This is a genomic window from Brevundimonas sp. Leaf280 (assembly GCF_001422455.1).
Taxonomy (GTDB): Bacteria; Pseudomonadota; Alphaproteobacteria; order Caulobacterales; family Caulobacteraceae; genus Brevundimonas.
This window is the reverse complement of record NZ_LMNC01000005.1, coordinates 39542-65641: the sequence shown is the minus strand read 5'-3', so window position 1 is coordinate 65641 and position 26100 is coordinate 39542. Positions and strand designations below refer to the sequence as shown.

The following is a 26100-nucleotide window of genomic DNA, read 5'->3' as shown; positions in this document are numbered from 1 at the left end:
TGAGATCAGGCGGCGCAGGCCTCGAAGCCGGCCTTCAGCGCGGCTTCGTCCAGATCGCGGCCGATGAAGACGGCGCGGCTCCAGCGGCGTTCGGCGGCGCCCCATTCGCGTTGCAGATCGCCCTCCAGGATCATGTGCACGGCCTGAAAGACCAAGCGGCGGTTCTCGCCCTTGACGTCGATGATGCCCTTCGCGCGCAGGATGTTCTGACCCTGCTCGCCCAGCAACCGGTCCAGCCAGGCGGTGAACTTGGCCCCGTCCAGCGGCCGGTCCAAGGACAGGGAGATGCCCTTGATGTCGTCCTGGTGCGCATGGCCGCGCGCGCCGTGCGAATGGTCATGATCGTGGTGATGATGATCGTGCCCGTGATCATGGTCATGATGCCCATGATCGTGACCGCAGGCCTCGTCATGCACATGGCCGTCCGCGCCGTGCGGCGGGTTCACGAAGTCCGGCTTGACCTCCAGGATTCGCTCCAGGTCGAAGGCGTGCAGGCCCAGCACCTGATCCAGCGGCACGTTCGAGCGTTCTGCGCGCACTATGGGCGCCAGCGGGTTCAGCGCCCTCAGACGCGCCTCGACCGCATCCAGTTCGTCCGCCGTCGCCAGATCGACCTTGTTCAGGATGATCCGGTCGGCGAAGGCCACCTGCTCGCGCGCCTCCTTGGAGTCGTCCAGACGCGCCATCACATGTTTGGCGTCGACCAGGGTCGTGACGCTGTCCAGCTGGGTCTTGGCCTTGACGTCCTCGTCCACGAAGAAGGTCTGGGCCACCGGACCGGGATCGGCCAGGCCCGTCGTCTCCACTATGATGGCGTCGAAGGCGGGCTTGCCGGGACGCTGGCGCTTCATCAGGCCGGCGACCACGCGGATCAGGTCGCCACGCACTGTGCAGCAGACGCAGCCGTTGTTCATCTCGAACACGTCCTCGTCGGCGCCGACCACCAGGTCGTTGTCGATGCCGATCTCGCCGAACTCGTTGACGATGACAGCGTAGCGCTTGCCGTGATCCTCGGTCAGGATCCGGTTCAGCAGCGTCGTCTTGCCCGCACCGAGATAGCCGGTCAGGACGGTGACGGGGATCTTGCTGTTGGCGGAAGCGGTCGAGGCGGGGGCGGCGAGGGTGTCTGTCATAGGCCGCTAGATGGCGGCTGCACCGGCGCTTGAAAAGGGGGCCGATGAAAAGGGGGCTTAGGCCTTCTTCACGAACTCGGTGCGCAGGACCAGGCCGCGCACCTTCTCGACATTGGCCTCGATCTCGTCCGTGTCGCCGGTCAGGCGGATGTTCTTGACCAGGGTCCCGCGCTTCAGCGTCACCCCGCCCGAGCCCTTGACCTTCAGATCCTTGATCAGGGTCACGCTGTCGCCGTCAGCCAGGATGTTGCCGTTGGAATCTTTGGTCACGTCGTCGGTCATGGCCAAGCTTCTAGCGGCGCGTCTCCTCCCCATGCAATGGGGAGGGGGACCACGAAGTGGTGGAGGGGTTCTTCTACCCACACAGCCAAGAGCCCCTCCGTCTCTCCGCTACGCTTCGAGCCACCTCCCCGCAAAGCGGGGAGGAGACGGTCAGTCCGGCACGTTCGCGTCCAGCTCGTCCAGCCACACCCTCGCATTGCCGTCCGACGGCGCGCGCCAGTCGCCGCGCGGCGACAGCGATCCGCCGGTGACGACCTTGGGCCCGTTCGGCAGGGCCGAGCGCTTGAACTGGGCGGTCTGGAAGAAGCGGATCAGGAACTTCCTCAGCCAGCCCTTGATCGTCGCCAGATCGTATTCGACCTTTTCGTCGTCCGGCGTATTCGCCGGCCAATGCCCTGCGCCCGCATCGCCCCAGGCCTGATGCGCCAGGAAGGCCACCTTGGACGGCGTCATCCCGAACCGGCTGATGTAAAAGAGGAAGAAGTCGTTCAGCGCATAGGGGCCGACGGTCCCTTCCGTCGACTGGATCACCCCGTCCTTGGCCGGCACCAGCTCGGGCGAAATCTCGGTGTCCAGAATGGCGTGCAGCGTCTCTCTCGCGCCCGCGCCGATCAGGTCGCCCGCCGCCACCCAGCGGATCAGATGCCGGATCAACGTCTTCGCCACCCCGCCGTTGACGTTGTAATGGCTCATATGGTCGCCGACGCCGTATGTGGCCCAACCCAGCGCCAGTTCCGACAGGTCCCCGGTCCCCAGCACGAAGGCCCTGTGCTGGTTCGCCAGCCGGAACAGATAGTCGGTCCTGAGGCCCGCCTGCACGTTCTCGAAGGTGATGTCATGCACCGGCTGACCCTCTGCGTAGGGGTGGCCGATGTCCTTGAACATCTGTTCGGCGGCGGGGCGAATGTCGATCTCTGCGCCCGTGACGCCCAGCGCGGTCATCAGCGCCCAGGCGTTGGATTTGGTCCCGTCCGAGGTCGCAAACCCCGGCATGGTGAAGCCCAGGATGTCTGTCCTCGGCAGATCCAGCCGGTCGAAGGCGCGACAGGCCACCAGCAGGGCCTGGGTCGAATCCAGCCCGCCCGACACGCCGATCACCAGCGACTTCGCGCCTGTCGCCGTCATGCGGCGCATCAGCCCTTGGACCTGGATGTTGAACGCCTCGTAGCAGTCCTGATCCAGCCGCCCGGCGTCGTCGGGCACGAAGGGGAACCGGTCCAGAGGCCGAATCAGCTCGCTGGCCTCATGGTCCTGGCGCGCCATGAAGGGCACGACCGCCGCCGGCTCGCCTTCGTTTCTCGCACATTCGGCGAAGGTGCCGTTGCGCAGACGATCCAGCCCGATCCGGTCCACGTCCACGTCGGCGATCGTCAGGTGGCTGTCCAAGGCGAACCGCTCGCCCTCGGCCAGCTTGGACCCCAGTTCGTGGATCGTCGCCTGCCCGTCCCAGGCCAGGTCGGTGGTGCTCTCGCCCCAGCCAGAGGCGGCGAAGACATAGGCCGACAGGGTGCGGGCCGAATGGCTGGCGCTCAGCATCGCCCGCTCGTCCGCCTTGCCGATGACGATGTTGGACGCCGACAGGTTCAGCAGGATCCGCGCCCCCGCCAGCGCCGCCCGCGTCGAGGGCGGCAGCGGCGCCCAATAGTCCTCACAGATCTCGACCGAGAAGACGAAGCCCGGCCGATTGACGGCCTCGAACAACAGGCCCGGCGCGAAGTCCACCGTCTCGCCGTTCAAAGCGATCACGTCCTCGGCGCGCGCCGTCGCCGGCGCGAACCAGCGTTTCTCATAGTATTCGCGGTAGTTGGGCAGATAGGTCTTGGGCACAACGCCCAGAACCTCGCCGGACCCGATCACCACCGCGCAATTATACAGGGCGTCGCCGTTGCGGATCGGCGCCCCGACCACCGCCACGACATCCGCCTCGGCCGTCGCTGCGGCCACTACGGCGATCTGTCGCTCAACCTCGTCCAGCAGCGCCGCCTGCATATGCAGATCGTCGATGGCGTAGGCCGAAAGCGACAGCTCGGGGAACACCATCAGGTCCACGCCCTGCTCGCCTGCCTGACGGATCAGCGCGACGTGCTCTTGCCCGTTCGCCCTAGGGTCGCCCACGTGGCTGACGGGCGTCGCCGCCGCGACGCGCACGAAGCCGTGGGTCTTGGGAGAATGGAACAGAGCATCAGCCATCGGATCGTCCGCATCACCCGGCCCGCGCCGGTCGTCGGCCTTCATATAGGCGCGAATGATGAAGGGACGGAATCTCTCCTTCACGCGCCTATGCGCCCCGCTTCTCGTCCGGCCTCAGGGTCAGGACCCGCACGCCCTCCTTCGTCACCGCCACCGTATGTTCGAACTGGGCCGACAGTTTTCCATCGGAGGTGACCACGGTCCAGCCGTCGTCCTCGGTCAGGACCGTGCGCACGCCCTGGTTCAGCATCGGTTCGATGGTGAAGGTCATGCCTTCGCGCAGGGTTACGCCGGTCCCGGCCTTGCCGAAATGCAGCACCTGCGGCTCTTCATGCATCTCGCGCCCGATGCCGTGCCCGCAATAGTCGCGCACCACCGAATAGCCGGCCTTCCTGGCGTGTTTTTCGATGGCGAAGCCGATGTCGCCCAGTTTCGCGCCCGGGCGCACCGCCTGAATGCCCTTCCACATCGCCTCATAGGTGGTGCACACCAGCCGCCGGGCCTGCGGTCCCGCCGAGCCGATAAGATAGGTCTTGGAGGAATCGGCGATGAAGCCGTCCTTCTCCAGCGTGATGTCCAGATTGACGATGTCGCCGCTCTTCAGGATATCGCCCGCCGCCGGCACGCCGTGGCAGACGACCTGGTTGATCGAGCTGTTCAGTACAAAGCCATAGCCATACTGACCCTTGCTGGCCGGCCGCGCCTTCAGCTCGTCGACGATGAAGCCCTCGACCCGTCGGTCGATTTCCAGCGTGCTCAACCCCTCCAGGGTCATCGCGTCCAAATGGGTGAAGACCGAGGCCAGCAGTCGCCCCGCTTCGGCCATCAGCGCAATCTCGGCCGGCGTCTTGATCATGCGGCGGCGCCCGTCGGGACGGACGCATCGACGCCCGCCGCCCGCAACTCGCGCGCCACCAGTTCCTGGAACGTCACGCCCGGATGCGTCTCGCACAACATGCCGATCCTGATCCAGAACGCCGCCTGGGCGTTGATCGATCGATAGGACGCCTTGGCGGCCCGACGCAGCTGCTCATGCAGTTCGTCCTCGATGTTGACGATGCCCATGATGCTCTCGCTCTTTATGAAACGTATACGTTGCGCATATTAAACGCGCCTCAGAAAGGCAAGAAGGCACGTCCTCCCTTTCGTCATCCCCCGGCGCGAAGCGACCGGGGGATCCAGCGGGCGCGCGTGAGCGCGAACCTGTCGTGCACGTCAGGCTTCAAACATTCGCCCACCATACGCATCGCCTTCGGCGCCGCTGGGTCCCCCGGTCTGCGCCGCAAGCGGCTTGCCGGAGGATGACGAAAGAAAAATGACGACTAACCGCAGGCTCCAAACGTCGCGCTTTCAACGGCTTGCCGATTTCTAGCGGCCTTCCGCCATCGTCGATTTTGCGAGGGTCTATAATCCTCGTCTTCGCGCTCACGCTGACAGGGAGGTCTCGATTTCAGACCAATTAGACGAATTAGACGGTGTTTTTGTCGCCGACCGTCTGAAACGTCGCGGACGACCTTCGCGAATGCGGATGACGTTGGCCTTCGCCCCCGCTAAAGCCATGGCATGAACGACACGCCGAAAAAGGGCTGGTTCCAGCGCCTGTCCGCTGGGCTCTCGCGCTCCTCCAAACAGATGACCGATCAGGTCGTCGCCACCTTCGTCAAGGAGCCCCTGTCCGAGGCCTCGCTGGAGCAGCTGGAAGAGCATCTGCTGGAAAGCGATCTTGGCCCCGCCGCCTCCGCCCGCATCGTCGAACGCTTCCGCAGCCTGAAGTTCGGCAAGGACGCCCAGGAGCATGAGGTCAAGGAGGCGCTGGCCGAGGCGGTGGCCGCCGAACTGTCGCCGCGCCAAGCGACCTTCGATCCCCTGTCCGGCCCCAAGCCCTATGTCGTCCTGTTCGTCGGGGTGAACGGTTCGGGCAAGACCACGACGCTCGGCAAGATCGCCGCCGATCTGACGGGCAAGGGCGCCAAGGTGATGATCGTCGCCGGCGACACCTTCCGCGCCGCCGCGCGCGAACAGCTGAAGGTCTGGGCCGAGCGCGCGGGCGCCGACTTCGAAAGCCGTCGCGACGGCGCCGATGCCGCGGGCCTCGCCTTTGACGCCTATACCAAGGCGCGAGCCGAAGGCTATGACGTCGTCCTGATCGACACCGCCGGCCGACTGCAAAACAAGTCCGCCCTGATGGACGAACTGCTCAAGATCGTCCGCGTGCTGAAGAAGGTCGATCCCGAAGCGCCGCACGACACTCTGCTGGTGCTGGACGCCACCGTCGGTCGCAACGCCCTGGCTCAGGAACAGATCTTCGGCCGGACCGCCTTCGTGACCGGCGTGGTCATGACCAAGCTGGACGGCACGGCGCGCGGCGGCGTGCTGGTGCCGGTGGCCCAGGCGTCCGACGCCCCCCTGATGCTGATCGGCGTCGGCGAAGGGGTCGAGGACCTGCAACCGTTCGACGCCCGCGCCTTCTCCCGCTCGCTGGTGGGACTGGAAGACTGACATGACCGAGACGCCGAAAAAGGCTTCCAACATCCGCCAGGCCGTCGATTTCGGCGCGCTTGTGGCCTTCATGGCCGCCTATGCGGTCAACCGGTTCGCGCGCGGTCTGGACGGGCAGGAAGCCCTGGTTCAGGCGACGTGGGTCCTGGTCGGCGCCTCGCTGATCGCCCTGATCGTCGGCTATGTGGTCGAGCGTCGTCTGGCGCCCCTGCCGCTGCTGACCGGCGGCTTCGCCTTGATCTTCGGCGTGCTGACCATCGTCTTCCACGATCCGAACCTGTTGAAGATCAAGCTGTCGATCCAGAACGGCTTGCTGGCGGTCGTGCTGTTGGGATCGCTGCCGCTGAACCGCTATCCGTTCAAATATCTGCTGGGCGAGGCGATCCGCATCACCGACGCGGGCTGGCGCGGGCTGACCCTGCGTTACGGCCTGTATTTCGCGGCCGTCTGCATAATCAACGAGATCGTCTGGCGCACCCAGTCCGATGATGCGTGGGTCGCCTTCCGCGGCGGCCTGTGGATCGCCTCGGCCGTGTTCGGCGTCTGGCAGGTCTTCTTCATCATGAAGCACCTGATCAAGGATGAGGAGCCGGCCCCGGTCTCGCCTGATACCGGGCTCTAGGGACCAAGCGGAACTGTCACGGAACCGACGCGCTTTCCCCGTCAAATCGTAAAGCAGAGCTGATACGTGTTCGGACGAAACTTCAGGGGAGCGGCGCGATGGTGAAGGCGGGAAAAGCGGCAAGGAAGGTCGGGCCCCTGGCCACCTCGCCTAGCCACCTGATGCACCGCGCCCTGCAGCTGGCGCTCGACATCTATGCTGAGGAGACCGGCGCCGACGGCCTGACCCAGCGCCAGTTCGCGGTGCTGGAGGCGGTGTCGCTCAAGGCCGGTCTGACCCAGACTGAACTGGTGCGGATGACCGGCATCGACCGCTCGACCCTGGCCGATCTGGTCACGCGCATGACGACCAAGGGCTTGCTGGAGCGGGAACGCTCGACTCTGGACGCGCGCGCCAAGGCGGTGCGTCTGTCGGCTGAGGGCGCCGCCCGTCTGGAGGCCGCGCGGCCGCTGGTCGAGGCCGCCGACAAGCGGATCATGGCCCTGCTGCCCAAGGGGCAGCGCGAGACCTTCCTCAATCAGCTGGCCGATCTGGCCGCCGCCGCCGACGCCGCCCCTGACGCCGCAAAGGCTGAGGCCAAGGCCGCCAAGAAGGCGCTGAAGGCGGTCGAGAAAGAAGCCAAGAAGGCCGAGAAAGCCGCCAAGAAGGCCGACCGCCCGACCAAGCCCGCCAAGGTCAAGAAGCCCAAGCTCAAGGTCGTCGAGACGGCCTGAGACTGAGGTTTGGGCCTTACGCTGATGCGCCGCGCCCTGACGTCTCGGCCTCTAGCCCATCCGCATCGGCATCCGGATCGCGACCCTGGCTGCGGTCGAACCATCGCATGACCGGCGTGACGGTGATCCCATGCAGCAGGATCGACATCAGGCAGATCAGACCCACGATGGCCCATAGGCGGTCGCCGCCCTCAAACGGCGCGGCGTTCAGCCCATAGGCCAGATAGTAGAACGACCCCACGCCGCGGATGCCGAAGAAGGCCAGGATCAGCTTCTCGCGCAGAGGTCGCTTCCAACCGATCAAGCCGATCATGCCGGTCAGGGGTCGCACGACCAGCACGATCACAGCCGCCACCGCCGCATCGACCGGCCTCAACGGCGCCAGCAGACCCGACACCAGCGCTCCCCCAAAAAGGACCAGCACCACCATCATCGCCATGCGTTCGATCTGCTCGATGAAGTCGTGCATCTGGGCGTGGAAATCGTGGTCCCGATCGGCATGCCGGAACGCCAGCGCCGTGATGAAGACCGCCAGAAACCCGTAGCAGTGCAGCATCTCCGTCACCGAATAGGAGATGAAGGTCGCCGCCAAAACGATGAAGCCGTCGCGTGTCGCGGCCAGTCGCGAGCGGACCGGGATTGCAAAGGTCAACCACCCGAACAACCAGCCGATCGCCCAGCCGATACCCAGCCCCGCGCCGATCTCCCACAGCACGCTGACGGTCAGCCATTCCACGAACCATTCGGTTTTCTGGCCCGACGCCACCAGCGCCAGGGCGATGGCCAGGTTGACGAACGGAAACGCCAGCCCGTCATTCAGCCCCGCCTCGGACGTCAGGCCGAACCGAACCTCGTCTTCTCGCCCTTCGCGCGGCGCTCCCACCTGGATGTCGGAGGCCAGCACCGGATCGGTCGGGGCCAGCGTCCCGGCGAGCAGGATCGCCCCGGCCAGCCCAAGTCCCAGCACCGTCCAGCCCAGGATCACGATCGCCGCGATCGACAGCATCATGGTCACGCCCAGTAGTCGCCAGGTCACCCCCCAGCGCCGCAGGTTGAAAATCCTGTCGATCTTCAGACCGGCGCCCATCAGGGCGATGATCACCACGAACTCGGTCAGACGCTCGGTGACGTCGGGATAGGTCTGAGGCAGCGGATCGAACCCCACCTGCGGCAGGGCGAAGATCACGGCCCCGAGGATCACGCAAACGATCGGCAGCGACAGTGGCGCACGCCGGAACACCAGCGGCAACCACGCCACCAGAGCGACCAGCGCCCCCACCACGAACAGCATCAGGATATAGGGATCGGGCATGGCTCTCCGGGGGGCCGTCGACGAGACCGTGCTTGCCTAATGCGACAGCGCCCAGAAGGTCGCTGACGCCGCGCAATAGCGTCATCAGAGAGAGCCCGCCAACCCCTCCACCGCCGATGCAAACGACCCTTCTGCGCTGCCTAAAGCGGCCGCCGCAGGGCTCCACAGCCTCGTCTGCTTTCCATCCCGACCATAGGCATGTCCGTTTGCAGCGTCCGCGCTCCGCCTTGCCGGTAAAGGTCTATCCTCATCATTTCAGGGCGAGAACGACGGCTGAAAGAAGGGTCTATCTCTTCTTGCGCAGTCGCTTCGCGTTGGCCATTGCCGTCTTGTGGATCGGGGCCAGGGCCTCGGTCTGGGCCTTCAGAAGTTCGCCGTTCAGGGTCATGGCCTGGGCCGCCGCCCGACTCCACCAGCCCATGGCATAGCTGAACTGGGCCTCGGCCGCTTTGGCCGGGGTGCGGGCCTGGGTGACGGCCGCCGCCGCTCGCAGGGCATGGGCGCCCTCGTCCATCGCCACACGCCCAAGCCGCTGACCGATGGCCCCGGCGCTGGCGGCCAAGGCGTCGGCGGAGGCGGACAGCGCCTCGGTCTTCTCGGAGCTCATCAGCGACAGCTCCTTGAAGTCCTGCCCCTTGGCGCTGGTCAGGCCCTGCGCCATCAGCCCGGTCCGGGCCGCGATCACCTCGGCCGAGGCGGCCAGGATCTCGGCGCCGACGACGGCTGCGCTGGCGGCTGTGGGGGTTTTGCGGGTCAGTGAGGACCTCCAGGTTGGGTCTCTGCGGCGAAGGCCGCGATGTCGCTCAACAGGGCGGGGATCGCCGCGTCGATGATCTGCTGGCCCTTCTCGGGGCTGGCCTGGGCCGGGTCCGACCCGATCCGGCCGTCGGGGAAACGGGCGCGATAGTCCAGGGCGTCGCGGATCGGCCCGTTCGGCGCGATCTGCGGGCTGTAGTCGGCGGTCTTGATCCGCTCGGGATAGGCGGCCTGCGTCACCGCGATCTCGGATGGGGTGGCGTGCATGCCGTGGCCGGTCGGAAACAGGCGGTTGCACAGGCCATTGACGCCGGGCAGGTCCCACCAGTTCTTCAGCTTCAGGATGAAGGGCGGGCTGTCCTCGACGAAGCTCCACTCAGCGTAAATCTCCGAGATGGTCGCCTCGATGGTCGCGACGTTCCCGCCGTGCCCATTCAGGAAGTAAATCCGCTCGAACCCGTGACGGCTCAGGGACGACACCCAGTCCGTGATCGCGGCCATGAAGGTCGAGGGGCGCAAGCTGATGGTGCCGGCGAAGGCCAGGTGATGCTGAGCCATGCCGATGTTGAAGGTCGGGGCCACGATCAGGTTGGCGTCGGTCTTCTCGGCAGCATGGGCGATGATCTCCGGGCAAAGCCAGTCGGTGCCCAGAAGCCCCGTCGGCCCGTGCTGCTCGTTGGAGCCGATGGGCACGACCACCGTCCTGGACAGCGGGCCGCCGTCGTTCAGTCGGGCGTCGATTTCGGGCCAGGAGGACAGGTGGATCAGCATGAAGGCGGTCTCAGGCGACAGGGTGGGACGACTGTAGCGCGCCGGGCTCAGGAAGTCTTGGCGGCCGTGGCGGGCGGATGGGCGGCCATGAAGATGCGCGCGGCCTCTCTGGCGCGGCCTGCGCGTTTGTCAGCCTCCAGCTGCGGCACGTCCAGCATGGCGCGCAGATGGCCGTGGCCGAGCACAAGGCCGGCGAACATCTCAGCCGCCTCTTCCGGATCGGCGACGCTCATCCGGCCCAGCCGCGTCTGTTCCGCCAGCCAGGCGCCCAGTTCGCGCAGGCTGCGACGCGGGCCGGCCTCATAGATGGCGTGGGCGATGTCAGGCGCCTCGACCGAGACCAGGGCAACCCCGCGCATCGAGCCGACCTTGTCGCCGCTGCACACCCGGTTCAGCAGCGTCAGGGCCAGGGTCTCCAGCACCGTCTGCGGATCGCCGGCGCCGCGCAGGGGGGCGACGATATCCTCGACGCGCTTTGACGCCAGGGCCTGGGCGATCTCCAGCTTGGAGGCGAAGCGGTTATAGACCGTCTGTTTGGAGACGCCGGCCAGTTTGGCGATTTCGTCCATCTTGGCTTGCAGCCCCTTGTCGGCGAACAGGGTCGCGGCGGCGTCCAGGATCGCCTCGCTCTTTCGCTCATCGACCTGTCCGCGACGGCGCGCCATCAGTGGACGTCCGAGGGCGGTGCGCCAGCCTGGGCCTTCACCGGCTGGGCGGCCAGGGTGACGAAGGCCGCGCCTGCGCACAGGATGGCCAGCAGGGCGAAGGCGTCGCCGAACGCCATAGTGGTCGCCTGTTTCTGCAACATCCCATAGATGGCCTTCATCGCCGAGGCGGCCGGGTCGATGGAGCCGGCGAACCGCTGGGCCATGCCGGCCATCATGTTGCGCATCGCCTGGTCGCCCTGACCGATGGCGCTGGTCAGTTCGCTCATGTGCAGGGCCGTGTTGGACGTCAGGCTGGTGTTCAGGATCGCCAGGCCGAAGGCGCCGCCGACGTTGCGCGACAGGTTCACCAGCCCCGAGGCGTTCTTGACCATGTGCGGCGGCAGGGTCGCCATCGTCACCTGCTGCGACGCGATCATGGCCAGCATCACGCCGACGCCGCGGAAGGCCTGGACCGAGGCGAAGTTCCAGAAGCCCCAGTCATCGGTGACGACGCGCGCCTCCCACATGCCCCAGGCGCACAGCATGAAGCCGCCGAACATCAGCACCCGCGCATCCAGCTTACGCACCAGTCGACCGGCGAAGGGGCCGGTGGCGAACATGGCCAGCCCCGACACGACCATGGTGGTGCCGACCTCTGACGACGAATAACCAAGCACGCGGCCCAGGAAGAGCGGCAGCAGGAAGGTGCCGCCGAACAGGGCGAAACCGACGATGAAGGTCATGATGAACCCGACCAGGAAGTTGCGATTGCCAAAGGCGCGCAGCTCCACGATCGGCTGACGATAGGTCAGGGACCGCCAGATGAAGATCGGTCCGGCGACCGCCGCCACGACGGTCAGCAACAGGATGTGGGTGTCGTCGAACCAGTCGTTCTTGGCGCCCTCTTCCAGCACGAACTGCATCGACATCAGAAAGGCGGCCATCAGGCCCAGGCCCCACCAATCGAAGCCCTTGGCTAGCGACGGATCACCCTTGTCGAAGTTGCCGTAGCGACCGACTAGGAACAGCACCAGCAGGCCCGGCCCGACGTTGATGAAGAACAGCCAGCGCCAGCTCAGCCACTCCGTCAGGTGCCCGCCCAGCGTGGGGCCGACGGTCGGCGCCAGGGTGACGATCAGGCCCATGACCACGCTGGCGGTGACGCGCTTGTCAGGCGGAAAGGCGGTGAAGGCGACGGCGAAGACGGTCGGGATCATGGCCCCGCCCACGAAACCCTGAATGGCCCGGAACAGGATCATCATGTCGATCGACGACGACAGGCCCGTGGCGATGCTCATCAGCACGAAGCCGGCGCACGAGACCAGAAACAGCCGCTGCGTCCCCCACAGCCGCGACAGGAAGCCGGACAGGGGGATCATCACCACCTCGGGGATCAGATAGGCGGTCTGGATCCAGCTGATCTCGTCAGCCGAGGCGCCGACCCCCGCCTGGATCTGGGGCAGAGAGGCGGCGACGATCTGGATGTCCAGAATGGCCATGAACTGGCCCACCACCATGCCGGCGAAGCCCAGCAGCAGCATGGTCCAGTTGATCTCGGGATGGCCGGCGACGGGACCCTTTTGCGCGACAGGGGCCCCGCCATCTGCGGCGGGGTTGGCGGCGGTCACTGACCTGCGGCTCCGGTCGTCGTGGCGGCTTCGGCAAAGCTCTGGCCGCCCTGGCTCTTCAGGTCGATCTTGACGTCCACCGACAGGCCGGGACGCAGGGCCAGGCTTCGGTCTGCGCCGCTGACGACGATGCGGACGGGCACGCGCTGGGTGATCTTGGTGAAGTTGCCCGTGGCGTTCTCGACCGGGATCAGGGCGAACTCGGACCCGGTGGCGGGGGCGAAGCTGTCCACGCGGCCCTCGATCTTGCGGCCGGGGAAGGCATCGGCGGAAATCTCGACGCTCTGACCCAGGCGCACCTTGTCCAGCTGCGTCTCTTTGAAGTTGGCGACGATGTAGGTGTTGGTCAGGGGCACGACCGACAGCAGTTGCGTGCCGGCGTTGACATACTGGCCGGGCCGCACGCTGCGGGCGCCGACGACGCCGGCGACCGGAGCGCGGATGACGGTGCGCTCCAGCGCGATGCGAGCCTGATCGACGACGGCGCGGGCCTGTTCTACAGCGGCGACGCTCTGCTGGCGGGTCGAGCCCAGCACGCCGGCGGTGCGTTGTTCGGCGACCAGGGCGGCCTGGGCCTGCTGGACGCTGGCGGCGGCGGTGGCGGCCGAGGCGCGCTCGGTCTGGATGCGCTGTTGCGAGACCCAGCCCTGTTCGGCCAGCTTGCCGTAACGATCGACCTCGGCGCGGGCCAGGCCGGCCTGGGCATTGGCCTGGGCGACGGAGGCGGCTCGGGCGGCGATGGTGGCCTGTTCCTGCTCGGCCTGGGCGTCGACATGGCCGACGGCGGCGATGGCGGCGGCCAGATTGGCCTCGGCCTGAGCGAGCTGAGCCTTTTGGTCCGAATCGTCCAGCTTGACCAGGATCTGGCCTGCCGCGACCCGCTGGTTGTCGCCCACCAGAACCTCGGTGACCCGGCCGGACAGTTGCGGGCTGACCAAAGTGGTGTCGGCCTGGACGAAGGCGTTGTCGGTGCTTTCCCAACGCTGGCCGTTCACCCACCAGACGATGCCGCCCACGATCAGGGCCAGGCCGACGAGGGCGGCCGCGAACAGCGGCAGGCGTTTCTTAAGTTCAGGCGACATGGAAAATCCGGGGGAGGTGCGGCGTTTTGAAGCGGCGCTAAAATGGACCCCGCCGTCCAAAAATCAATAGGCGATAGGGACGGCGCCGATCACGACCGGTTTTCGTGTATGTCCTAACGCCATGAACGCCCGCATCTCCGCCTCCCAGCCGCTGCCGTCACAGGTCGATGTCGTGGTGATCGGCGCAGGCGCCGCCGGCATCGCCGCAGCGCGCCGTTTGCTGCGGCCCGGCCTGTCGATTCTGGTGCTGGAGGCCCGCGACCGGATCGGCGGGCGCGCTTGGACAGTCCGGGCCGAGGGCGAAGGGCTGGATATGGGGTGCGGCTGGCTGCATTCGGCCGATGACAATGTGCTGGCCGGACGGGTCCAGGCCGAGGGGCTGACGCTGGACCAGACGCCGCCGCCCTGGCGCACCCAGGCCTTCGACCACGAGATGACCCGCGCGGATCAGACCGAGTTCGGCGAGGCCTTCGCCGCCTTCGACCAGCGGGTGACCGAGGCGGCGGCCCTCGTCCGCGCGGGAGTGGGCGAGGATCGTCCGGCGTCCGATTTCTTCGATCTCGACTGTCGCTGGAACCCGCGCATGGACGCCATCTCCGGCGCCCTGAACGGCGCACGGTTCTCCGAGGTGTCCAGCCTCGATTACGACGCCTATGGCGACAGCGGCGTGAACTGGCGGGTGCGCGAGGGCTATGGCCGCCTGATCGCGCGGCTGGGCGAGACTGTGTCGCCCATCACGATCACGGACTGCGCCGTCAGCCGCATCGACCGTACCGGACCCGTGCTGCGGCTGGAGACCAATCGCGGCGAGCTGACCGCGCGGATCGTCATCCTGACCGTGCCCAACAGCCTGATCTCCAGCGAGACGATCCGCATCGATCCGCCGGTTCCGGCCCTGCTCGAGGCGACGACGGGCGTGCCGCTGGGCCTGGCGTCCAAGGTGCATATGACCGTGCGCGGCGCCGGCGATTTCCAGCCCGATACCCAGTTGTGGACCCGCACCGATACGGCCGAGACCGGCGGCTATCACCTGCGGCCCTTCGGGCGGCCGATGATCGAGGCCTATTTCGGCGCCGACCTGGCCTGGGGGCTGGAGGCGCAGGAGCCGGCCGCCCTGTTCGACTTCGCCGTGTCCGAACTGGTCGCGGCCTTGGGATCGGACATGCGCCGGCGGCTGGAGGCGGTCGCGGTCAGCGGATGGGGCGTCGATCCCTGGTCGCGCGGCGCCTATTCCCACGCCCTGCCGGGCCATGCGGCGGACCGGGCCAAGCTGCGCACGTCGGTCGAGGACCGCATTTTCCTGGCCGGCGAGGCCACGGCGCCGGTCTATTACGGCACAGCCCACGGCGCCTGGATGGAGGGCGAGCGCGCCGCCGACGCCGCCCTGACTGCCTTGGGTCTTGACCCACGTCGTCCCGAGGACGACAGCGAGGCATGAAGCCCGCCAAGGCCCGAAAGCCCGCCGCCAAGCCTGTCAAACGCCCGGCCGTGATGACCGGGGCGGCCATTCCCGTGCTGCGCTGGCCGCCAAATGAGGACCGTGTCGAGGCGATCTTCGAACGCCTGTCCAGCGTCATGCCGGAGCCCAAGACCGAGCTGGATTTCTCCAATCCCTTCACCCTCGTCGTCGCCGTCGCCCTGTCGGCCCAGGCCACGGACGTGTCGGTCAACAAGGCGACTGAGCGGCTGTTCAAGGTCGCGGACACGCCGGAGAAGATGCTGGCCCTCGGCGAGGAGGGGCTGATCCCCTACATCGCCTCCATCGGCCTTTATCGCGGCAAGGCGCGGAACGTCATCGCGCTGAGCCGCATCGTGCTGGAGCAGCATGGCGGCGAGGTCCCACTCAACCGCGCCGATCTTCAGGCCCTGCCCGGCGTGGGTCGCAAGACGGCCTCGGTGGTGCTGAACGAGCTGGGGATCGAGGCGGCCATCGCCGTGGACACCCACGTCTTTCGCGTCTCGCATCGGCTGGGCCTGGCCAATGCCGGGACTCCGGACAAGGTCGAGGCCCAGTTGTTCGAGGTCGTGCCGGAGGACTGGCTGCCCAAGGCGCACCACTGGCTGATCCTGCATGGCCGCTACACCTGCACGGCGCGCAAGCCCAAATGCCTGTCCTGCATCATCGCCGACCTGTGCCCATCGCGGGCAGGCCTGATGGCGCTGGGTGAGACGGCCTAGGGGCGGGCGGGCGCGTCCGGACCGGCCGCCAGTCTGGCCGCCACGGCGTCCAGCACCCTGAGCGCGGCAGCCAAGTCGTCTTCGGACACGCTCTCGAACACCCGTTGGCGCATGGCGGCGGCGTGAACTTCGAACGCCTCCATCTCCGCGCGACCGGCCGGCTCCATGACGATCAGCCAGGAGCGTCCGTCGCCGACCATCCGGCGCCGACTGACCATGCCATCCTTCTCCAGCCGTTGAACCAGCCGGGTCAGCGACGCGCCGGACAACTCCATGCGGCTCGACAGTTCCGACAGTGTCAGGCCTTTGGGCTGGTCAACGAGATAATAGAGGACGAGCGTGGGCGCGCCGGTGTGGCCGGCGTCACGAAACTTCTCCGCGACCCAGGATTTCCATCGTCGTGCGGTCAACATGACCTGCATCGCGACTTTGAGCTGCAACGTCTCGCGCGAGACCTCTGCTGATTTTGATTGGTTCGGAGCCAAGACGATCTCTTCCGCCATTCAAAAGGCGGTCTGTTCCATGGGGAGGGTGGAGACGCGAAATAATAAACGTCTAGGTTGAGCGTTAGCGTGCTAACCAAGATCGCTAATATTTTAAACGGCTTAGGTGGCATTAAGCTCCCAGATTCACCTGAGAGGTTATCTGCCGATGCGTATTTTTAGTAAGCCGAGAGACGACAGTAAGCTTATTGAACTGCGCAGCATGTTGGCGGCGGTCGATCGCTCCCAGGCGGTGATTCAGTTCGATCTGGACGGCACGATCCGGGACGCGAACCAGAACTTTCTGTCGGTCGTCGGCTATGCGCTCGGCGACATCGTGGGGCGGCATCACCGGATGTTCGTCGATCCGGCCGAGGCGCAGACGCCGGCCTATGCCGAGTTCTGGCGACGATTGAACGCCGGCGAGTTCGTGGCGGACAAGTTCGTGCGCTACGGCCGGGGCGGCAAGCGCGTGGTGATCGAGGCCAGCTACAATCCGATCCTGGACAGCGACGGCCGCCCTTACAAAGTCGTCAAGTTCGCCATGGACGTGACCGCCGTCGAAGAGGAGCGCGAACGCCGGGCCGAAGCGGACCGTCAGGCCGCTCAGGTTCAGGCCGCCGTCGTCGAAGGCACGGCCAAGGGCCTGTCGGCCATGGCGGCGGGCGACCTGTCCTATCGCATCCAGGATGAGTTCCCCGGCGATTACGCCGTCCTGCGCGACAACTTCAACCAGGCCATGGGCGCTCTGGACGAGGCGGTCGGGGTGATCGGCACGAACGCCGAGTCAATGCAGTCGGGCGCGCATGAGATCAGCAGCGCGGCCGAAGACCTGTCGCGTCGCACCGAACAACAGGCCGCCAGCCTGGAGGAAACCGCCGCCGCGCTGGATCAGATCACCGCGACCGTGCGCAAGACCGCTGAGAACGCCCAAGCGGCCGACACTGTCGTCACCCAAGGGCGCAGCCAGGCCGAGACCGGCGGCGCGGTTGTTCAGAAGGCCGTCGCGGCCATGGGCGAGATCGAACGGTCCTCCAACGAGATCAGCCAGATCATCGGCGTGATCGACGAGATCGCCTTCCAGACCAACCTCCTGGCCCTGAACGCCGGGGTCGAGGCCGCGCGTGCAGGCGAGGCCGGTCGCGGCTTCGCCGTCGTCGCCTCCGAGGTCCGAGCGCTGGCCCAGCGGTCGGCGGAATCGGCAAAGGAGATCAAGACGCTGATCTCGGCCAGTTCCAGCCAGGTCAAGGACGGGGTGGTTCTGGTGCGTCAGTCGGGCGAGGCTCTGACCGGCATTGCGGGGCGGATCGAAGAGATCACGACCCTGATGAGCGAAATCCGCGCCTCGACTCAGGAGCAGGCGGTGGGTCTGGCCGAGGTCAACACCGCCGTGAACCAGATGGATCAGGTCACTCAACAGAACGCGGCCATGGTCGAGCAGTCGACCGCCGCCAGTCTGAGCCTGAGCCGCGAGGCCGCCGAACTGGCCGATCTGGTCGGCCGCTTCGAGACCAGCCAGGTCGCCGCGGCGCCGACAGCCGTCCACAAGGCTCAGGCGCGGGTCGAAAGCTTCGCCCGCGCCCACGCCGCCCCTGCGCGAGCTCGCATGGCGGCCGGCGGCGGCGGAAGGGCGGCTGTGGCCGCAGTTCAGTCGGATTGGGAAGAGTTCTGATGACGAACCGTGCGCCAGGCCAGCGTGAACTGGTCGGTTTCCGCGTCGGGGACCAGGCCTTCTGCATCGACATCACCTCGGTGCTGGAGATCCGGGGCTGGACGGCGACCACGCCTCTGCCCGGAGCGCCGGCCTATATGAGGGGCGTGGTCAATCTGCGCGGGACGGTGCTGCCGATTATCGATCTGGCGGTCAGGCTGGGCCTGCCCACGACCGAGCCGTCCGCGCGCCACGCCATCGTCGTCGTCCGCTGCGGCGAACGCACAGTCGGCCTGTTGGTCGAAGGCGTGTCGGACATCATGCAGTTGGACGATGCGGCGCGTCAGGACCCGCCGAATATGGGCGAAGCTCAGGGTGCAGGCGTCGTCTCCGGCGTCTTCGCCGTCGACAGCGCCTTGATCAGCCTGCTCGACCTGGACAATCTGCTGCCGCCCGTGCGCGACGCGGCTTAAGGCTCAAGCCGCGCTTTGACGGCCTCGGCGAAGCCGGCGCCGTTCGCGGGGTCGTGGTCCAGGTAGAAGTCCGGTTCGATCAGTTCGGCCTCCATCAGCACCCATCGACCGGCGTCGTCGCGGGCCATGTCGATGCGGGCATAGAGCAGCGGTTCGTCGATGGCGGCCAGCACCTGCTCGGCCAAGGCCATCGCCGCCGCATCCGGCGTCACGGCCGTATACAGGCCGCCGAACTGGACCTGGATGCGGAAGTCGCCCGCCACCGGCCGTTTGTTGACCGCATGGCTGAACCGGCCGCCGAAGAACAGCAGCGAGGTCTCGCCCTGGGTTTCGATCGACTTCAGATAGGGTTGGATCATCGCCGCGCCCTCGGGCGCATCGCTCAACACCTCGCCCGGAGCCAGGCGCAGGGTGCGAAACGCCCCGGCCGACACCGTGGGTTTGACGATCAGCACCGGTGCGCCCGTCTCGGCGAAGGCGGCGTCCACCTGATCCTGGGTCACGCGGTCGGTCCAGCGCGTCGGCGGGATCGGCGCGCCCCTGTCCGCCAGCCGCGCCAGATAGGTCTTGTCGGAGTTCCAGCGCAGCACCTCGGCCGGATTGGCGACCGCCAGGCCAGCCTCGCTCCACGTCGCGCAAGCCTTCAGCCAGCGGTCATGATCGCGGTGATAGCCCCAGGCGATGACCGGCAGGATCAGGTCGTAGGCCGCCAGACCCGAGGCGTCCTCCGCGTGATCGGTCCAGGGCGTCGGCGAAACCGTCGCGCCGGTGCTTTCCAGCGTCGCCTTCAGCCGCTCCAGCACTTCGGGCCAGCGGCCGATGTAGGATCGGTCGGACGGATCGGGGATCAGGACGGCGATCTGGGTCATACGGCTCTCATACCGAAGTGTCGCCAGGCATATAAGGGCTTCCTTATGTGATTTCGGATGACGCGCCGTCATTCAACCGCTAAGGCGCGACCATGACCCAGAACACCGCCCAATATGACGTCTGCGCCGTCGGCAACGCCATCGTCGATGTCCTAAGCCCTTGCGACGCCGCCTTCCTGACCGCCCAGGACCTGGCCCCCAACTCCATGCAGCTGGTGGACGCCGAACGCAGCGCCGCCCTGTATGACGCCATGGCGCCGGGCGTCGAGGCCTCGGGCGGTTCGGCTGGCAACACCGTGGCGGGCGTCGGCTCGTTCGGCGGTCGCGCGGCCTATATCGGCAAGGTCGCGGACGACACCCTGGGCCAGGTCTTCACCCACGACATCCGCGCCGCCGGCGTGCATTTCGACACGCCTGTCCTGACGGGCGGGGCGGATCAGGGCTTCGGCACCGGCCGCTGCCTGATCAATGTGCTGTCGGACGGCGCGCGGACTATGGCGACCTTCCTGGGCGCCGCAAACCAGCTGTATGCCGACGACATTGACGAGGCCCTGATCGGCGCCAGCGAGATCGTCTATCTGGAAGGCTATCTTTTCGATCCGGCGCCCGCCCGCGCCGCTTTCGAACGCGCCGCCGCCGCCGCGCACAAGGCGGGCCGCAAGGTCGCCATCACCCTGTCGGACACCTTCGTCGTCGCCCGCTGGCGCGCCGAACTTCTGGACTTCATCACCCAGTCCGCCGACATCGTCCTGGCCAATGAGGCCGAACTGGGCGCCCTGTTCGAAACCGAAGACTTCGACGCCGCCGCCGCGCAACTGGCCGCCATCGTCGAGATCGCCGCCGTCACGCGCGGCGAGCACGGCTCGGTCGTGATCAAGGGCGACGAGCGCGTCGTCGTCGCCGCCTATCCGGTCGCCAAGGTGATCGACACCACCGGCGCCGGCGACCAGTACGCCGCCGGCTTCCTGCTGGGCCTTGCGCGCGGCCTGACGCTTGAAGAGGCCGGCAAGCTGGGCTCGCTGGCGGCGTCGGAAGTCATCGCCCACTGGGGCCCGCGCCCGATGGTGAAGCTGGTCGATCTGGCCGCTGAGCACGGGCTGAAGCTCTAAGGTCGCCGCCATTCCATCAGGACCATGGGGTCGGTTTCGGTCGTCGCCTTGGCCAGGGCCGCGAACGCGTCGGGCGGCGTCAGTTGTGACAGCGCCCAGACAGCCGCGCTTCGCACCAGGGGCGAGCGGTCGGTCAGCAGGGCCTGCGCCGGGGCGATCAGGGACGCATCGCCGGAGTTGCCGACGGCGTAGAGGACGTTCCTCAAAAACCGGTCACGGCCGATCCGTTTGACCGGGCTCTTGGTGAACAGGGCGCGGAAGGCGGCGTCGTCGAGAGCCAGCAGGTCGTGCAGGCGCGGGCTTTCGAAGGCCTCGCGCGGCAGAAGCCGGATCTCGCGCGCTTCCTGGGCGAACTTGTTCCACGGGCAGACCGCCAGACAGTCATCGCAGCCATAGATGCGCGATCCGGTCAGGGTGCGGAACTCCACCGGCCAGGGATCGGCGAACTCGATGGTCAGGTAGGACAGGCAGCGCCGGGCGTCGAGCTGGAACGGGGCGGGGAAGGCGTTCGTCGGACAGGCGTCGAGACAGGCGGTGCAGCGGCCGCAATGTTCGGTCTCCGCCGCGTCCGGCTCGATCTCGGCGGCGGTCAGTATGGTCCCGAGGAACAGCCAGTTGCCGTGGGTGCGGCTGAGCAGATTGGTGTGCTTGCCCTGCCAGCCCAGGCCGGCGCGTTGGGCCAGGGGCTTTTCCATCAGGGGGGCGGTGTCGACGAAGACCTTGATGTCCGCGCCATTGCGGGCGGCGATCTGGCCGGCCAGCTGTTTCAGCCGGCCCTTGATGACCTCGTGATAGTCGTCGCCGCGCGCATAGACCGAGATGTATCCGGCCGAACGGTCGGCCAACTGGTCCAGCGGGTTCTCCTCGGGGCCGTAGTTCATGCCCAGGACGATGGCGGTCCTGGCCTCGTCCCACATGGCGGTGGGGTGCTGGCGGCGATCCAGCGTCGTCTCCATCCATTCCATGTCGCCATGCCGGCCTTCGTCCACGAAACGCCGCAGCCGCTCGCCCGCCGGCCAGGCGTCGGCCGCCGAGGCGAACCGGCAGACATCGAAGCCCAGCTCGGCCGCGCGCTGGCGGATGAAGGTTTTCAGGCGGTCGGACACGAGGCGGGGGATAGCATGAAGTCTCATTTGCACGCAGTGGCTGAGAGACGTCTTTGTCAATCGCTGGATGCCGCATCGCCGTCGAACAATTCGAGAATCTCGGCCCGAATGTCAGTGGGCCAGGGGGCGATCAGGGCGGTCAAACGGTCGCGATCGCCCGCGAACAGGGCGCGGCTGGCCTCTTCGAAGTCGGGGGCGTCGCCGGCCATCTCGACCATGAAGCCGTAGGTGGCGTCGGTGCGGCGGCGGCGCGCATCGTCGTGGGCGCCGGTCTTGCGCGCCTGCTCCACCAGACGGCGCAGGGCGGCCGAGGCGCCGCCCGGCTGGGTCGCCAGCCAGTCCCAGTGACGGGGCAACAGCGTGACCTCGCGCGCGGCGACGCCCAGACGCGGACGGCCGCGCTTTGGAGCCGGAGCCGGTTCTTGTTCGCGGAGGGCCAGGTCGACCGGTCGACCGGTCGCCAGATCGAACACGCGCAGCGCGGCTTGAGGCGAGGCCGCCAGGGCCTTGCGGAAAGCGGCAGCCACGGCGGCGTCCGAGCCTCTGGCGATGCGGCGGGGACCGTCGAACAGGACCAGATCGCGATCTTCATCGTTCATGTATTTACCCGGATAAAATTGTCTGTCATGTTTATACCCGGATAAATAAGAGAGCGCCATGACTCCGACAAATCGCAAGAGCCTGATCGCCGAATATAAGGAGCGCGCGACCATCGCCGGGGTCTATGCCGTGATCTGCAGCGCGACAGGTCAGGCCTGGGTCGGCAAGAGCCGCCACATCGACACAGAACAGAACGGCCTGTGGTTTGCGCTGCGCCACGGCGGCAGTCCGTATCGGTCGCTTCAGGCGGCGTGGAAGGCGCACACGCCCGAGGATTTCCGCTTCGAACAGCTGGACCGCCTGCCGGAAGACATCTCGGACATGCGGCGCAAGGACCAACTGGTCAGTCGCGCCAAGCTGTGGATCGCCCGGTTGGGCGCCGAGGCGCTTTAAAAATCCAGATCGGCGTACCAGGCCGAGGGCGGCACGCCGACGAAGCGATCGCCGAGCAGGGGGCGGAAGCAGGGGCGGGATTTGAGCTTGGAGTACCAGGTCTTCAGACCGGGCCAGGTCTTCCACTGGATTTCGCCGAAATAGTCCAGCACCGACAGGTGGGCGGCGGCGATCAGATCGGCCTGGGACAGGCGGCGGCCGGCCAGCCAGTCGCGCGCGGCGACCAGGTCTTCCAGCATGGCGAGGTGGGATTTCAGCGCGTCGCGCCCGTCGCGCAGGGCGCGGGCTTCGGGCGGGCCCAGCTTGAGCAGCGGTTTTTCCATCCGCTCGTGCAGCAGGACGGCGTCGACCTCGTCCATGAAGCGGCGCTCGAACCAGCCAGTCAGTCGGCGCGCCTCGGCGCGTTCGGCGAGGTCGGCGGGCAGCAGCAGCGGCCCCTTTTGCTGATCCTCGATCCAGCCCAGGATGGCGGGCAGTTCGCACAGCACCAGCGGACGGCCGCGATCCATCGTCTGGATCACCGGCGGCAGGCCGGACGGATTGAAGTCATTGACCGGGCAATCGTCCTCCCACGGACGGACCGGGGTGTCGGTCCATTCGATCCGCGCCTCTCCCAGCGCCAGTCGCGCGGCGCGCGAGGCGGGCTGGAAGGCGAAGTGGAAGAGAACGCAAGGGTCGGCCATCTGCGGTTGATGCGCCCCGACCCGTTAATGCGCGTTTACTGCATTGAAATTGGACGCAAGGTCAGGACCAGGGCCCCTTGGGCGCGGGGCCGGTCGGGGCGGGGCTGGCTTGCGGATCGGCGGGGGCAGCAGCCGGGATCGCGGGCAGCGGACGGGCGTGGCCGCGCGGGTCGGCGTGGATCAAGATGTCGGCGGCGGGATACTGGGCCAGCACCCGGTTCTCGGCGGCGACGACGATGGCGTGGGCGGCGTCCAGCGTCTGGTGCGCGTCCAGATCGACATGCATCTGGATCATCATCACCTGACCGGACATGCGGGTGCGCAGCTGGTGCACGCCGAAGACCTGGGGGTCGGCCAGGACGGCCTTGGTGATGGCGGCGCGGTCGGCCTCGGGCACGGCGCGGTCCAGCAGGTGATCGGCGGCGGCCTTCAACATGCCCGTCGCGCCCCAGAACAGCCAGACGGCGACGACGATGCCTGCGGCCGCATCCAGTCCCGGCGCGCCCAGGAAGGCGCCTGAAATCACGCCGATCAGCACCACGACGTTGGCGGCGAGGTCCGCCGCATAGTGGGCGCGGTCGCCGGCGACGGCGACGGAGCCGGTCTTCTTCAGCGCCTGGGTCTGCATCCACACCAGCCAGGCCGTGATGACGATGGTGGCGACCACGATCCCGCTCGCCCACAGGCCGGCGGTTACGGGAAGGGGATCGAAGATGCGCTGCACCCCCTCCCAGGCGATGAAGATAGCCGAGGCGAAGACCAGCCCGGCTTGGACCAGGGCGGACAAGGCCTCGCCCTTGCCATGGCCATAGCGATGGTCCTCGTCAGCCGGCGCGGCGGCCCAGCGCACGGCGAAGAAGGTGGTCAGGGACGCCGCCAGATCCAGAACCGAATCCGCCAGGGTCGCCAGGATGGAGACCGATCCTGAGGCGCCCAGCGCAAAGGCCTTCATCGCGATCAGCACCACCGCGACCCCGACCGACAGGCGGGTGATGCGGCGCGTGGCCAGATGGGCGTCGTCGAGCGAGGCGGGGGCGGGGGCGGGCGTCGTCATTGTCGCCTTCTTCTCGCGCAATCGTGGCTGAAAGCCAACCGCTGGCCCAAACGGGTCGTTCCGTCAGAAACGATCATGCTCTAGGGGGAAGGCATCCGGGCGCGGCGCGTTCCGGGCGCATTGGTTTTCGAGGGTCTCATGTCGGACTGGCTTGCCGCCATTATTCTGGGTCTGGTCGAGGGGCTGACCGAGTTCATTCCCGTCTCGTCCACCGGCCATATGCTGCTGCTGGGCCATTTCATGGGCTTCGAGAGCGCGGGCAAGACGTTCGAGATCGTGATCCAGCTGGGCGCATTGCTGGCCATCGTCAGCGTTTACTTCAAGAAGCTGTGGACCCTGGCGACACGCTGGCCCTTCGACGCCGAGGCGCGCCGGTTCCTGATCGGGCTGCTGGTCGCCTTCGCGCCGGCTGTCGTGATCGGTTTCCTGGCCTATGACTTCATCAAGACGGTGCTGTTCGAGACGCCGCAGGTGGTGTGCATCGCCCTGATCGTCGGCGGGGTGATCCTGCTGCTGCTGGACCGGATGGACAAGAAGCCCAAATGGCTGGACGCCGAGGCCTATCCGATGCGGATCTATTTCCTGATCGGCCTGTTCCAGTGCCTGGCCATGATCCCCGGCGTGTCGCGTTCCGGCGCCACCATCGCCGGCGGGCTGCTGCTGAAGACCGACAAGCGGTCGGCGGCCGAGTTCAGCTTCTTCCTGGCCCTGCCCACCATGGGGGCGGCGGTGGCCTATGACCTGCTGAAGAACCACAAGACGCTGGATTTCAGCGACATCGGCCTGATCGTCGTGGGTTTCGTCGTGGCCTTTATCTCGGCCCTGGCCGTGGTGCGGTTCCTGCTGGATTTCGTGTCCAAGCGCGGCTTCGGCGTCTTCGCCTGGTGGCGTATCGTGGTCGGGGTCGTGGGTCTGGTGCTGTTGCAGGCGGGGTTCTGAGACCATGACCACGCTTCTGTACGGCCGCCCGCCGGTCGTCTTCGATCCGCCCGGCGATGCGACCCAGACATCGCCCCTGATCCCGGACTCGGCTGCGCTGGAGGCGCAGGACCCTGGCTCGGCCGACAGCGTCACGATCTGCGCCCCGCCCGGCGTGCTGGAGCGGCGCTATGTGCTGGCCCTGGCGTTGAAGGCGCTGAAGGTCGGCGGACGGCTGGACGTCATGGCGCCCAAGGACAGGGGCGGATCGCGCCTGGGCAAGGAGTTGAAGACGTTCGGCCTCGACGCCGCCGAGACCGCCAAAGCGCACCATCGCCGCTGCATCGTCATTCGACCCGAAACGGTCGAGGGGCTGGACCAGGCCATCGCCGCGGGCGGTCCGCAGATCGTGCCGGGGTTGGAGGCCTGGTCGCAGCCCGGCGTATTCGCTTGGGACCGGATCGATCCGGGTTCGGCGCTGCTGGCCGAACATCTGCCGGCGATGAAGGGCGAGGGGGTCGATCTGGGCTGCGGCTATGGCGCGCTGTCGATCGTGGTGCTGCGCTCGCCCGCCGTGAGCAAACTGAAGATGGTCGATCTGGATCGCCGCGCCATCCAGGCCGCTCGCCGCAATATCGAGGACGACCGCGCCAAGGTCTGGTGGTCGGATGCCCGCACCCTTGAGGCCAAGGGCGACAAGGATTTCGTGGTCAGCAATCCGCCCTTCCACGACGGTGGGGCCGAGGACCGTCGGCTGGGTCAGGCCTTCATCCGCAAGGCGGCGGAACTTCTGAAGAAGGGCGGCGTCGCCTGGGTCGTCGCCAACCGGCACCTGCCCTATGAGGCCGAGCTGAACGCGGCGTTCAAACGGGTGCGGCTGGTCGCCGAGGCGGGCGGCTACAAGCTGTTCGAGGCGGTGAAGTGACCGCGCTCAAGCAGTCCGAAGGGC

General features: G+C 67.1%; 28 protein-coding genes. 11 read left to right on the top strand and 17 right to left on the bottom strand.

The genetic code is table 11. The annotated features are described in order from the left end of the window. Nucleotides 1–5 precede the first annotated feature (5 nt). The 5 genes from ASF31_RS10105 to ASF31_RS10085 all read right to left on the bottom strand — a co-directional run bounded on the left by ASF31_RS10105 (nucleotide 6) and on the right by ASF31_RS10085 (nucleotide 4670). Nucleotides 6–1133 carry a GTP-binding protein gene (locus tag ASF31_RS10105; protein ID WP_055754538.1) on the bottom strand — a complete coding sequence of 376 codons (1128 nt, stop codon included), beginning with the start codon at nucleotides 1131–1133 and terminating at the stop codon, nucleotides 6–8. Nucleotides 1134–1190: 57 nt separating this feature from the next. Further along, a complete protein-coding gene (locus ASF31_RS10100; RefSeq protein ID WP_055754537.1) occupies nucleotides 1191–1415 on the bottom strand; it encodes an alkylphosphonate utilization protein in 225 nt (74 codons plus the stop codon). Nucleotides 1416–1565: 150 nt separating this feature from the next. Then, nucleotides 1566–3605 carry an NAD(+) synthase gene (locus ASF31_RS10095; RefSeq protein WP_055754692.1) on the bottom strand — a complete coding sequence of 680 codons (2040 nt, stop codon included), beginning with the start codon at nucleotides 3603–3605 and terminating at the stop codon, nucleotides 1566–1568. Nucleotides 3606–3693: 88 nt separating this feature from the next. Further along, entirely contained in the window at nucleotides 3694–4461 is a 768-nt protein-coding gene (gene map / locus ASF31_RS10090) for a type I methionyl aminopeptidase (protein ID WP_055754536.1), read from the bottom strand. Beyond that, complete coding sequence (locus tag ASF31_RS10085; RefSeq protein ID WP_055754535.1) at nucleotides 4458–4670, bottom strand: ParD-like family protein; 213 nt, start codon at nucleotides 4668–4670, stop codon at nucleotides 4458–4460. The genes map and ASF31_RS10085 overlap by 4 nt, the downstream gene beginning before the upstream one ends. A gap of 498 nt (nucleotides 4671–5168) precedes the next feature. Here ASF31_RS10085 and ftsY point away from each other — a divergent pair, with 498 nt between their 5' ends. The 3 genes from ftsY to ASF31_RS10070 all read left to right on the top strand — a co-directional run bounded on the left by ftsY (nucleotide 5169) and on the right by ASF31_RS10070 (nucleotide 7439). Beyond that, a complete protein-coding gene (gene ftsY / locus ASF31_RS10080; RefSeq protein WP_055754534.1) occupies nucleotides 5169–6104 on the top strand; it encodes a signal recognition particle-docking protein FtsY in 936 nt (311 codons plus the stop codon). A gap of 1 nt (nucleotide 6105) precedes the next feature. Next, complete coding sequence (locus ASF31_RS10075) at nucleotides 6106–6726, top strand: inner membrane-spanning protein YciB (protein WP_055754533.1); 621 nt, start codon at nucleotides 6106–6108, stop codon at nucleotides 6724–6726. 98 nt (nucleotides 6727–6824) lie between these two features. Continuing rightward, nucleotides 6825–7439, top strand: coding sequence for a MarR family winged helix-turn-helix transcriptional regulator (locus ASF31_RS10070; RefSeq protein WP_055754532.1), 615 nt, complete (start codon nucleotides 6825–6827; stop codon nucleotides 7437–7439). A 16-nt stretch (nucleotides 7440–7455) separates the two neighbouring features. Here the strand turns inward: ASF31_RS10070 and ASF31_RS10065 are convergent, their stop codons facing one another. From ASF31_RS10065 to ASF31_RS10040, 6 genes are all read right to left on the bottom strand, one after another. Further along, nucleotides 7456–8751, bottom strand: a complete 1296-nt coding sequence (locus tag ASF31_RS10065; protein ID WP_055754531.1) for a sodium:proton antiporter — start codon at nucleotides 8749–8751, stop codon at nucleotides 7456–7458. Between the two features lie 286 nt (nucleotides 8752–9037). Further along, a complete protein-coding gene (locus ASF31_RS10060) occupies nucleotides 9038–9412 on the bottom strand; it encodes a phasin family protein (RefSeq protein ID WP_235551309.1) in 375 nt (124 codons plus the stop codon). A gap of 92 nt (nucleotides 9413–9504) precedes the next feature. Further along, entirely contained in the window at nucleotides 9505–10278 is a 774-nt protein-coding gene (locus ASF31_RS10055; protein ID WP_055754529.1) for a creatininase family protein, read from the bottom strand. A 47-nt stretch (nucleotides 10279–10325) separates the two neighbouring features. Continuing rightward, nucleotides 10326–10943 (bottom strand): TetR/AcrR family transcriptional regulator, encoded by a 618-nt coding sequence (locus tag ASF31_RS10050; protein WP_055754528.1) that lies wholly within the window; start codon nucleotides 10941–10943, stop codon nucleotides 10326–10328. Next, on the bottom strand, nucleotides 10943–12553 hold the full coding sequence (locus ASF31_RS10045) for a DHA2 family efflux MFS transporter permease subunit (protein WP_055754527.1): 1611 nt from the start codon (nucleotides 12551–12553) through the stop codon (nucleotides 10943–10945). Before ASF31_RS10045 ends, ASF31_RS10050 begins: the two co-directional genes overlap by 1 nt. Further along, nucleotides 12550–13635 carry an HlyD family secretion protein gene (locus ASF31_RS10040; protein ID WP_055754526.1) on the bottom strand — a complete coding sequence of 362 codons (1086 nt, stop codon included), beginning with the start codon at nucleotides 13633–13635 and terminating at the stop codon, nucleotides 12550–12552. Before ASF31_RS10040 ends, ASF31_RS10045 begins: the two co-directional genes overlap by 4 nt. Before the next feature lie 121 nt (nucleotides 13636–13756). Between ASF31_RS10040 and ASF31_RS10035 the strand changes: the two genes are divergently transcribed. After that, the gene (locus ASF31_RS10035; RefSeq protein WP_055754525.1) at nucleotides 13757–15073 is read left to right on the top strand and encodes an NAD(P)/FAD-dependent oxidoreductase; all 1317 of its coding nucleotides are present in this window, start codon (nucleotides 13757–13759) and stop codon (nucleotides 15071–15073) included. Then, entirely contained in the window at nucleotides 15070–15813 is a 744-nt protein-coding gene (nth, locus tag ASF31_RS10030) for an endonuclease III (RefSeq protein ID WP_055754524.1), read from the top strand. Before ASF31_RS10035 ends, nth begins: the two co-directional genes overlap by 4 nt. Here nth and ASF31_RS10025 read toward each other — a convergent pair. Beyond that, nucleotides 15810–16235, bottom strand: a complete 426-nt coding sequence (locus ASF31_RS10025; RefSeq protein ID WP_162233960.1) for a MarR family winged helix-turn-helix transcriptional regulator — start codon at nucleotides 16233–16235, stop codon at nucleotides 15810–15812. The genes nth and ASF31_RS10025 overlap by 4 nt on opposite strands. A 229-nt stretch (nucleotides 16236–16464) precedes the next feature. Between ASF31_RS10025 and ASF31_RS10020 the strand changes: the two genes are divergently transcribed. Together ASF31_RS10020 and ASF31_RS10015 are read left to right on the top strand one after the other, a co-directional pair. Beyond that, nucleotides 16465–17967 (top strand): methyl-accepting chemotaxis protein, encoded by a 1503-nt coding sequence (locus tag ASF31_RS10020; RefSeq protein WP_055754522.1) that lies wholly within the window; start codon nucleotides 16465–16467, stop codon nucleotides 17965–17967. Next, nucleotides 17967–18419, top strand: a complete 453-nt coding sequence (locus ASF31_RS10015) for a chemotaxis protein CheW (RefSeq protein ID WP_055754521.1) — start codon at nucleotides 17967–17969, stop codon at nucleotides 18417–18419. The genes ASF31_RS10020 and ASF31_RS10015 overlap by 1 nt, the downstream gene beginning before the upstream one ends. Here ASF31_RS10015 and ASF31_RS10010 read toward each other — a convergent pair. Next, entirely contained in the window at nucleotides 18416–19288 is an 873-nt protein-coding gene (locus ASF31_RS10010) for a RimK family alpha-L-glutamate ligase (RefSeq protein ID WP_055754520.1), read from the bottom strand. The two genes, ASF31_RS10015 and ASF31_RS10010, sit on opposite strands and share 4 nt — an antisense overlap. 92 nt (nucleotides 19289–19380) lie before the next feature. On the opposite strand from ASF31_RS10010, the gene ASF31_RS10005 reads away from it, so the two are divergent. Then, nucleotides 19381–20397, top strand: coding sequence for an adenosine kinase (locus ASF31_RS10005; RefSeq protein WP_055754519.1), 1017 nt, complete (start codon nucleotides 19381–19383; stop codon nucleotides 20395–20397). Here ASF31_RS10005 and queG read toward each other — a convergent pair. Continuing rightward, on the bottom strand, nucleotides 20394–21530 hold the full coding sequence (gene queG / locus ASF31_RS10000) for a tRNA epoxyqueuosine(34) reductase QueG (RefSeq protein WP_055754518.1): 1137 nt from the start codon (nucleotides 21528–21530) through the stop codon (nucleotides 20394–20396). The genes ASF31_RS10005 and queG overlap by 4 nt on opposite strands. Before the next feature lie 29 nt (nucleotides 21531–21559). Next, on the bottom strand, nucleotides 21560–22102 hold the full coding sequence (locus tag ASF31_RS09995) for a DUF2239 family protein (RefSeq protein WP_055754517.1): 543 nt from the start codon (nucleotides 22100–22102) through the stop codon (nucleotides 21560–21562). Between the two features lie 58 nt (nucleotides 22103–22160). On the opposite strand from ASF31_RS09995, the gene ASF31_RS09990 reads away from it, so the two are divergent. Beyond that, nucleotides 22161–22496 (top strand): GIY-YIG nuclease family protein, encoded by a 336-nt coding sequence (locus tag ASF31_RS09990; protein WP_055754516.1) that lies wholly within the window; start codon nucleotides 22161–22163, stop codon nucleotides 22494–22496. Here the strand turns inward: ASF31_RS09990 and ASF31_RS09985 are convergent. Continuing rightward, entirely contained in the window at nucleotides 22493–23179 is a 687-nt protein-coding gene (locus ASF31_RS09985; RefSeq protein ID WP_055754515.1) for a glutathione S-transferase family protein, read from the bottom strand. The genes ASF31_RS09990 and ASF31_RS09985 overlap by 4 nt on opposite strands. Before the next feature lie 61 nt (nucleotides 23180–23240). After that, on the bottom strand, nucleotides 23241–24233 hold the full coding sequence (locus ASF31_RS09980) for a cation diffusion facilitator family transporter (RefSeq protein ID WP_055754514.1): 993 nt from the start codon (nucleotides 24231–24233) through the stop codon (nucleotides 23241–23243). 138 nt (nucleotides 24234–24371) lie between these two features. On the opposite strand from ASF31_RS09980, the gene ASF31_RS09975 reads away from it, so the two are divergent. After that, the gene (locus tag ASF31_RS09975; RefSeq protein WP_055754691.1) at nucleotides 24372–25172 is read left to right on the top strand and encodes an undecaprenyl-diphosphate phosphatase; all 801 of its coding nucleotides are present in this window, start codon (nucleotides 24372–24374) and stop codon (nucleotides 25170–25172) included. Between the two features lie 4 nt (nucleotides 25173–25176). After that, a complete protein-coding gene (locus ASF31_RS09970) occupies nucleotides 25177–26076 on the top strand; it encodes a class I SAM-dependent methyltransferase (protein ID WP_055754513.1) in 900 nt (299 codons plus the stop codon). Nucleotides 26077–26100 lie beyond the last annotated feature (24 nt).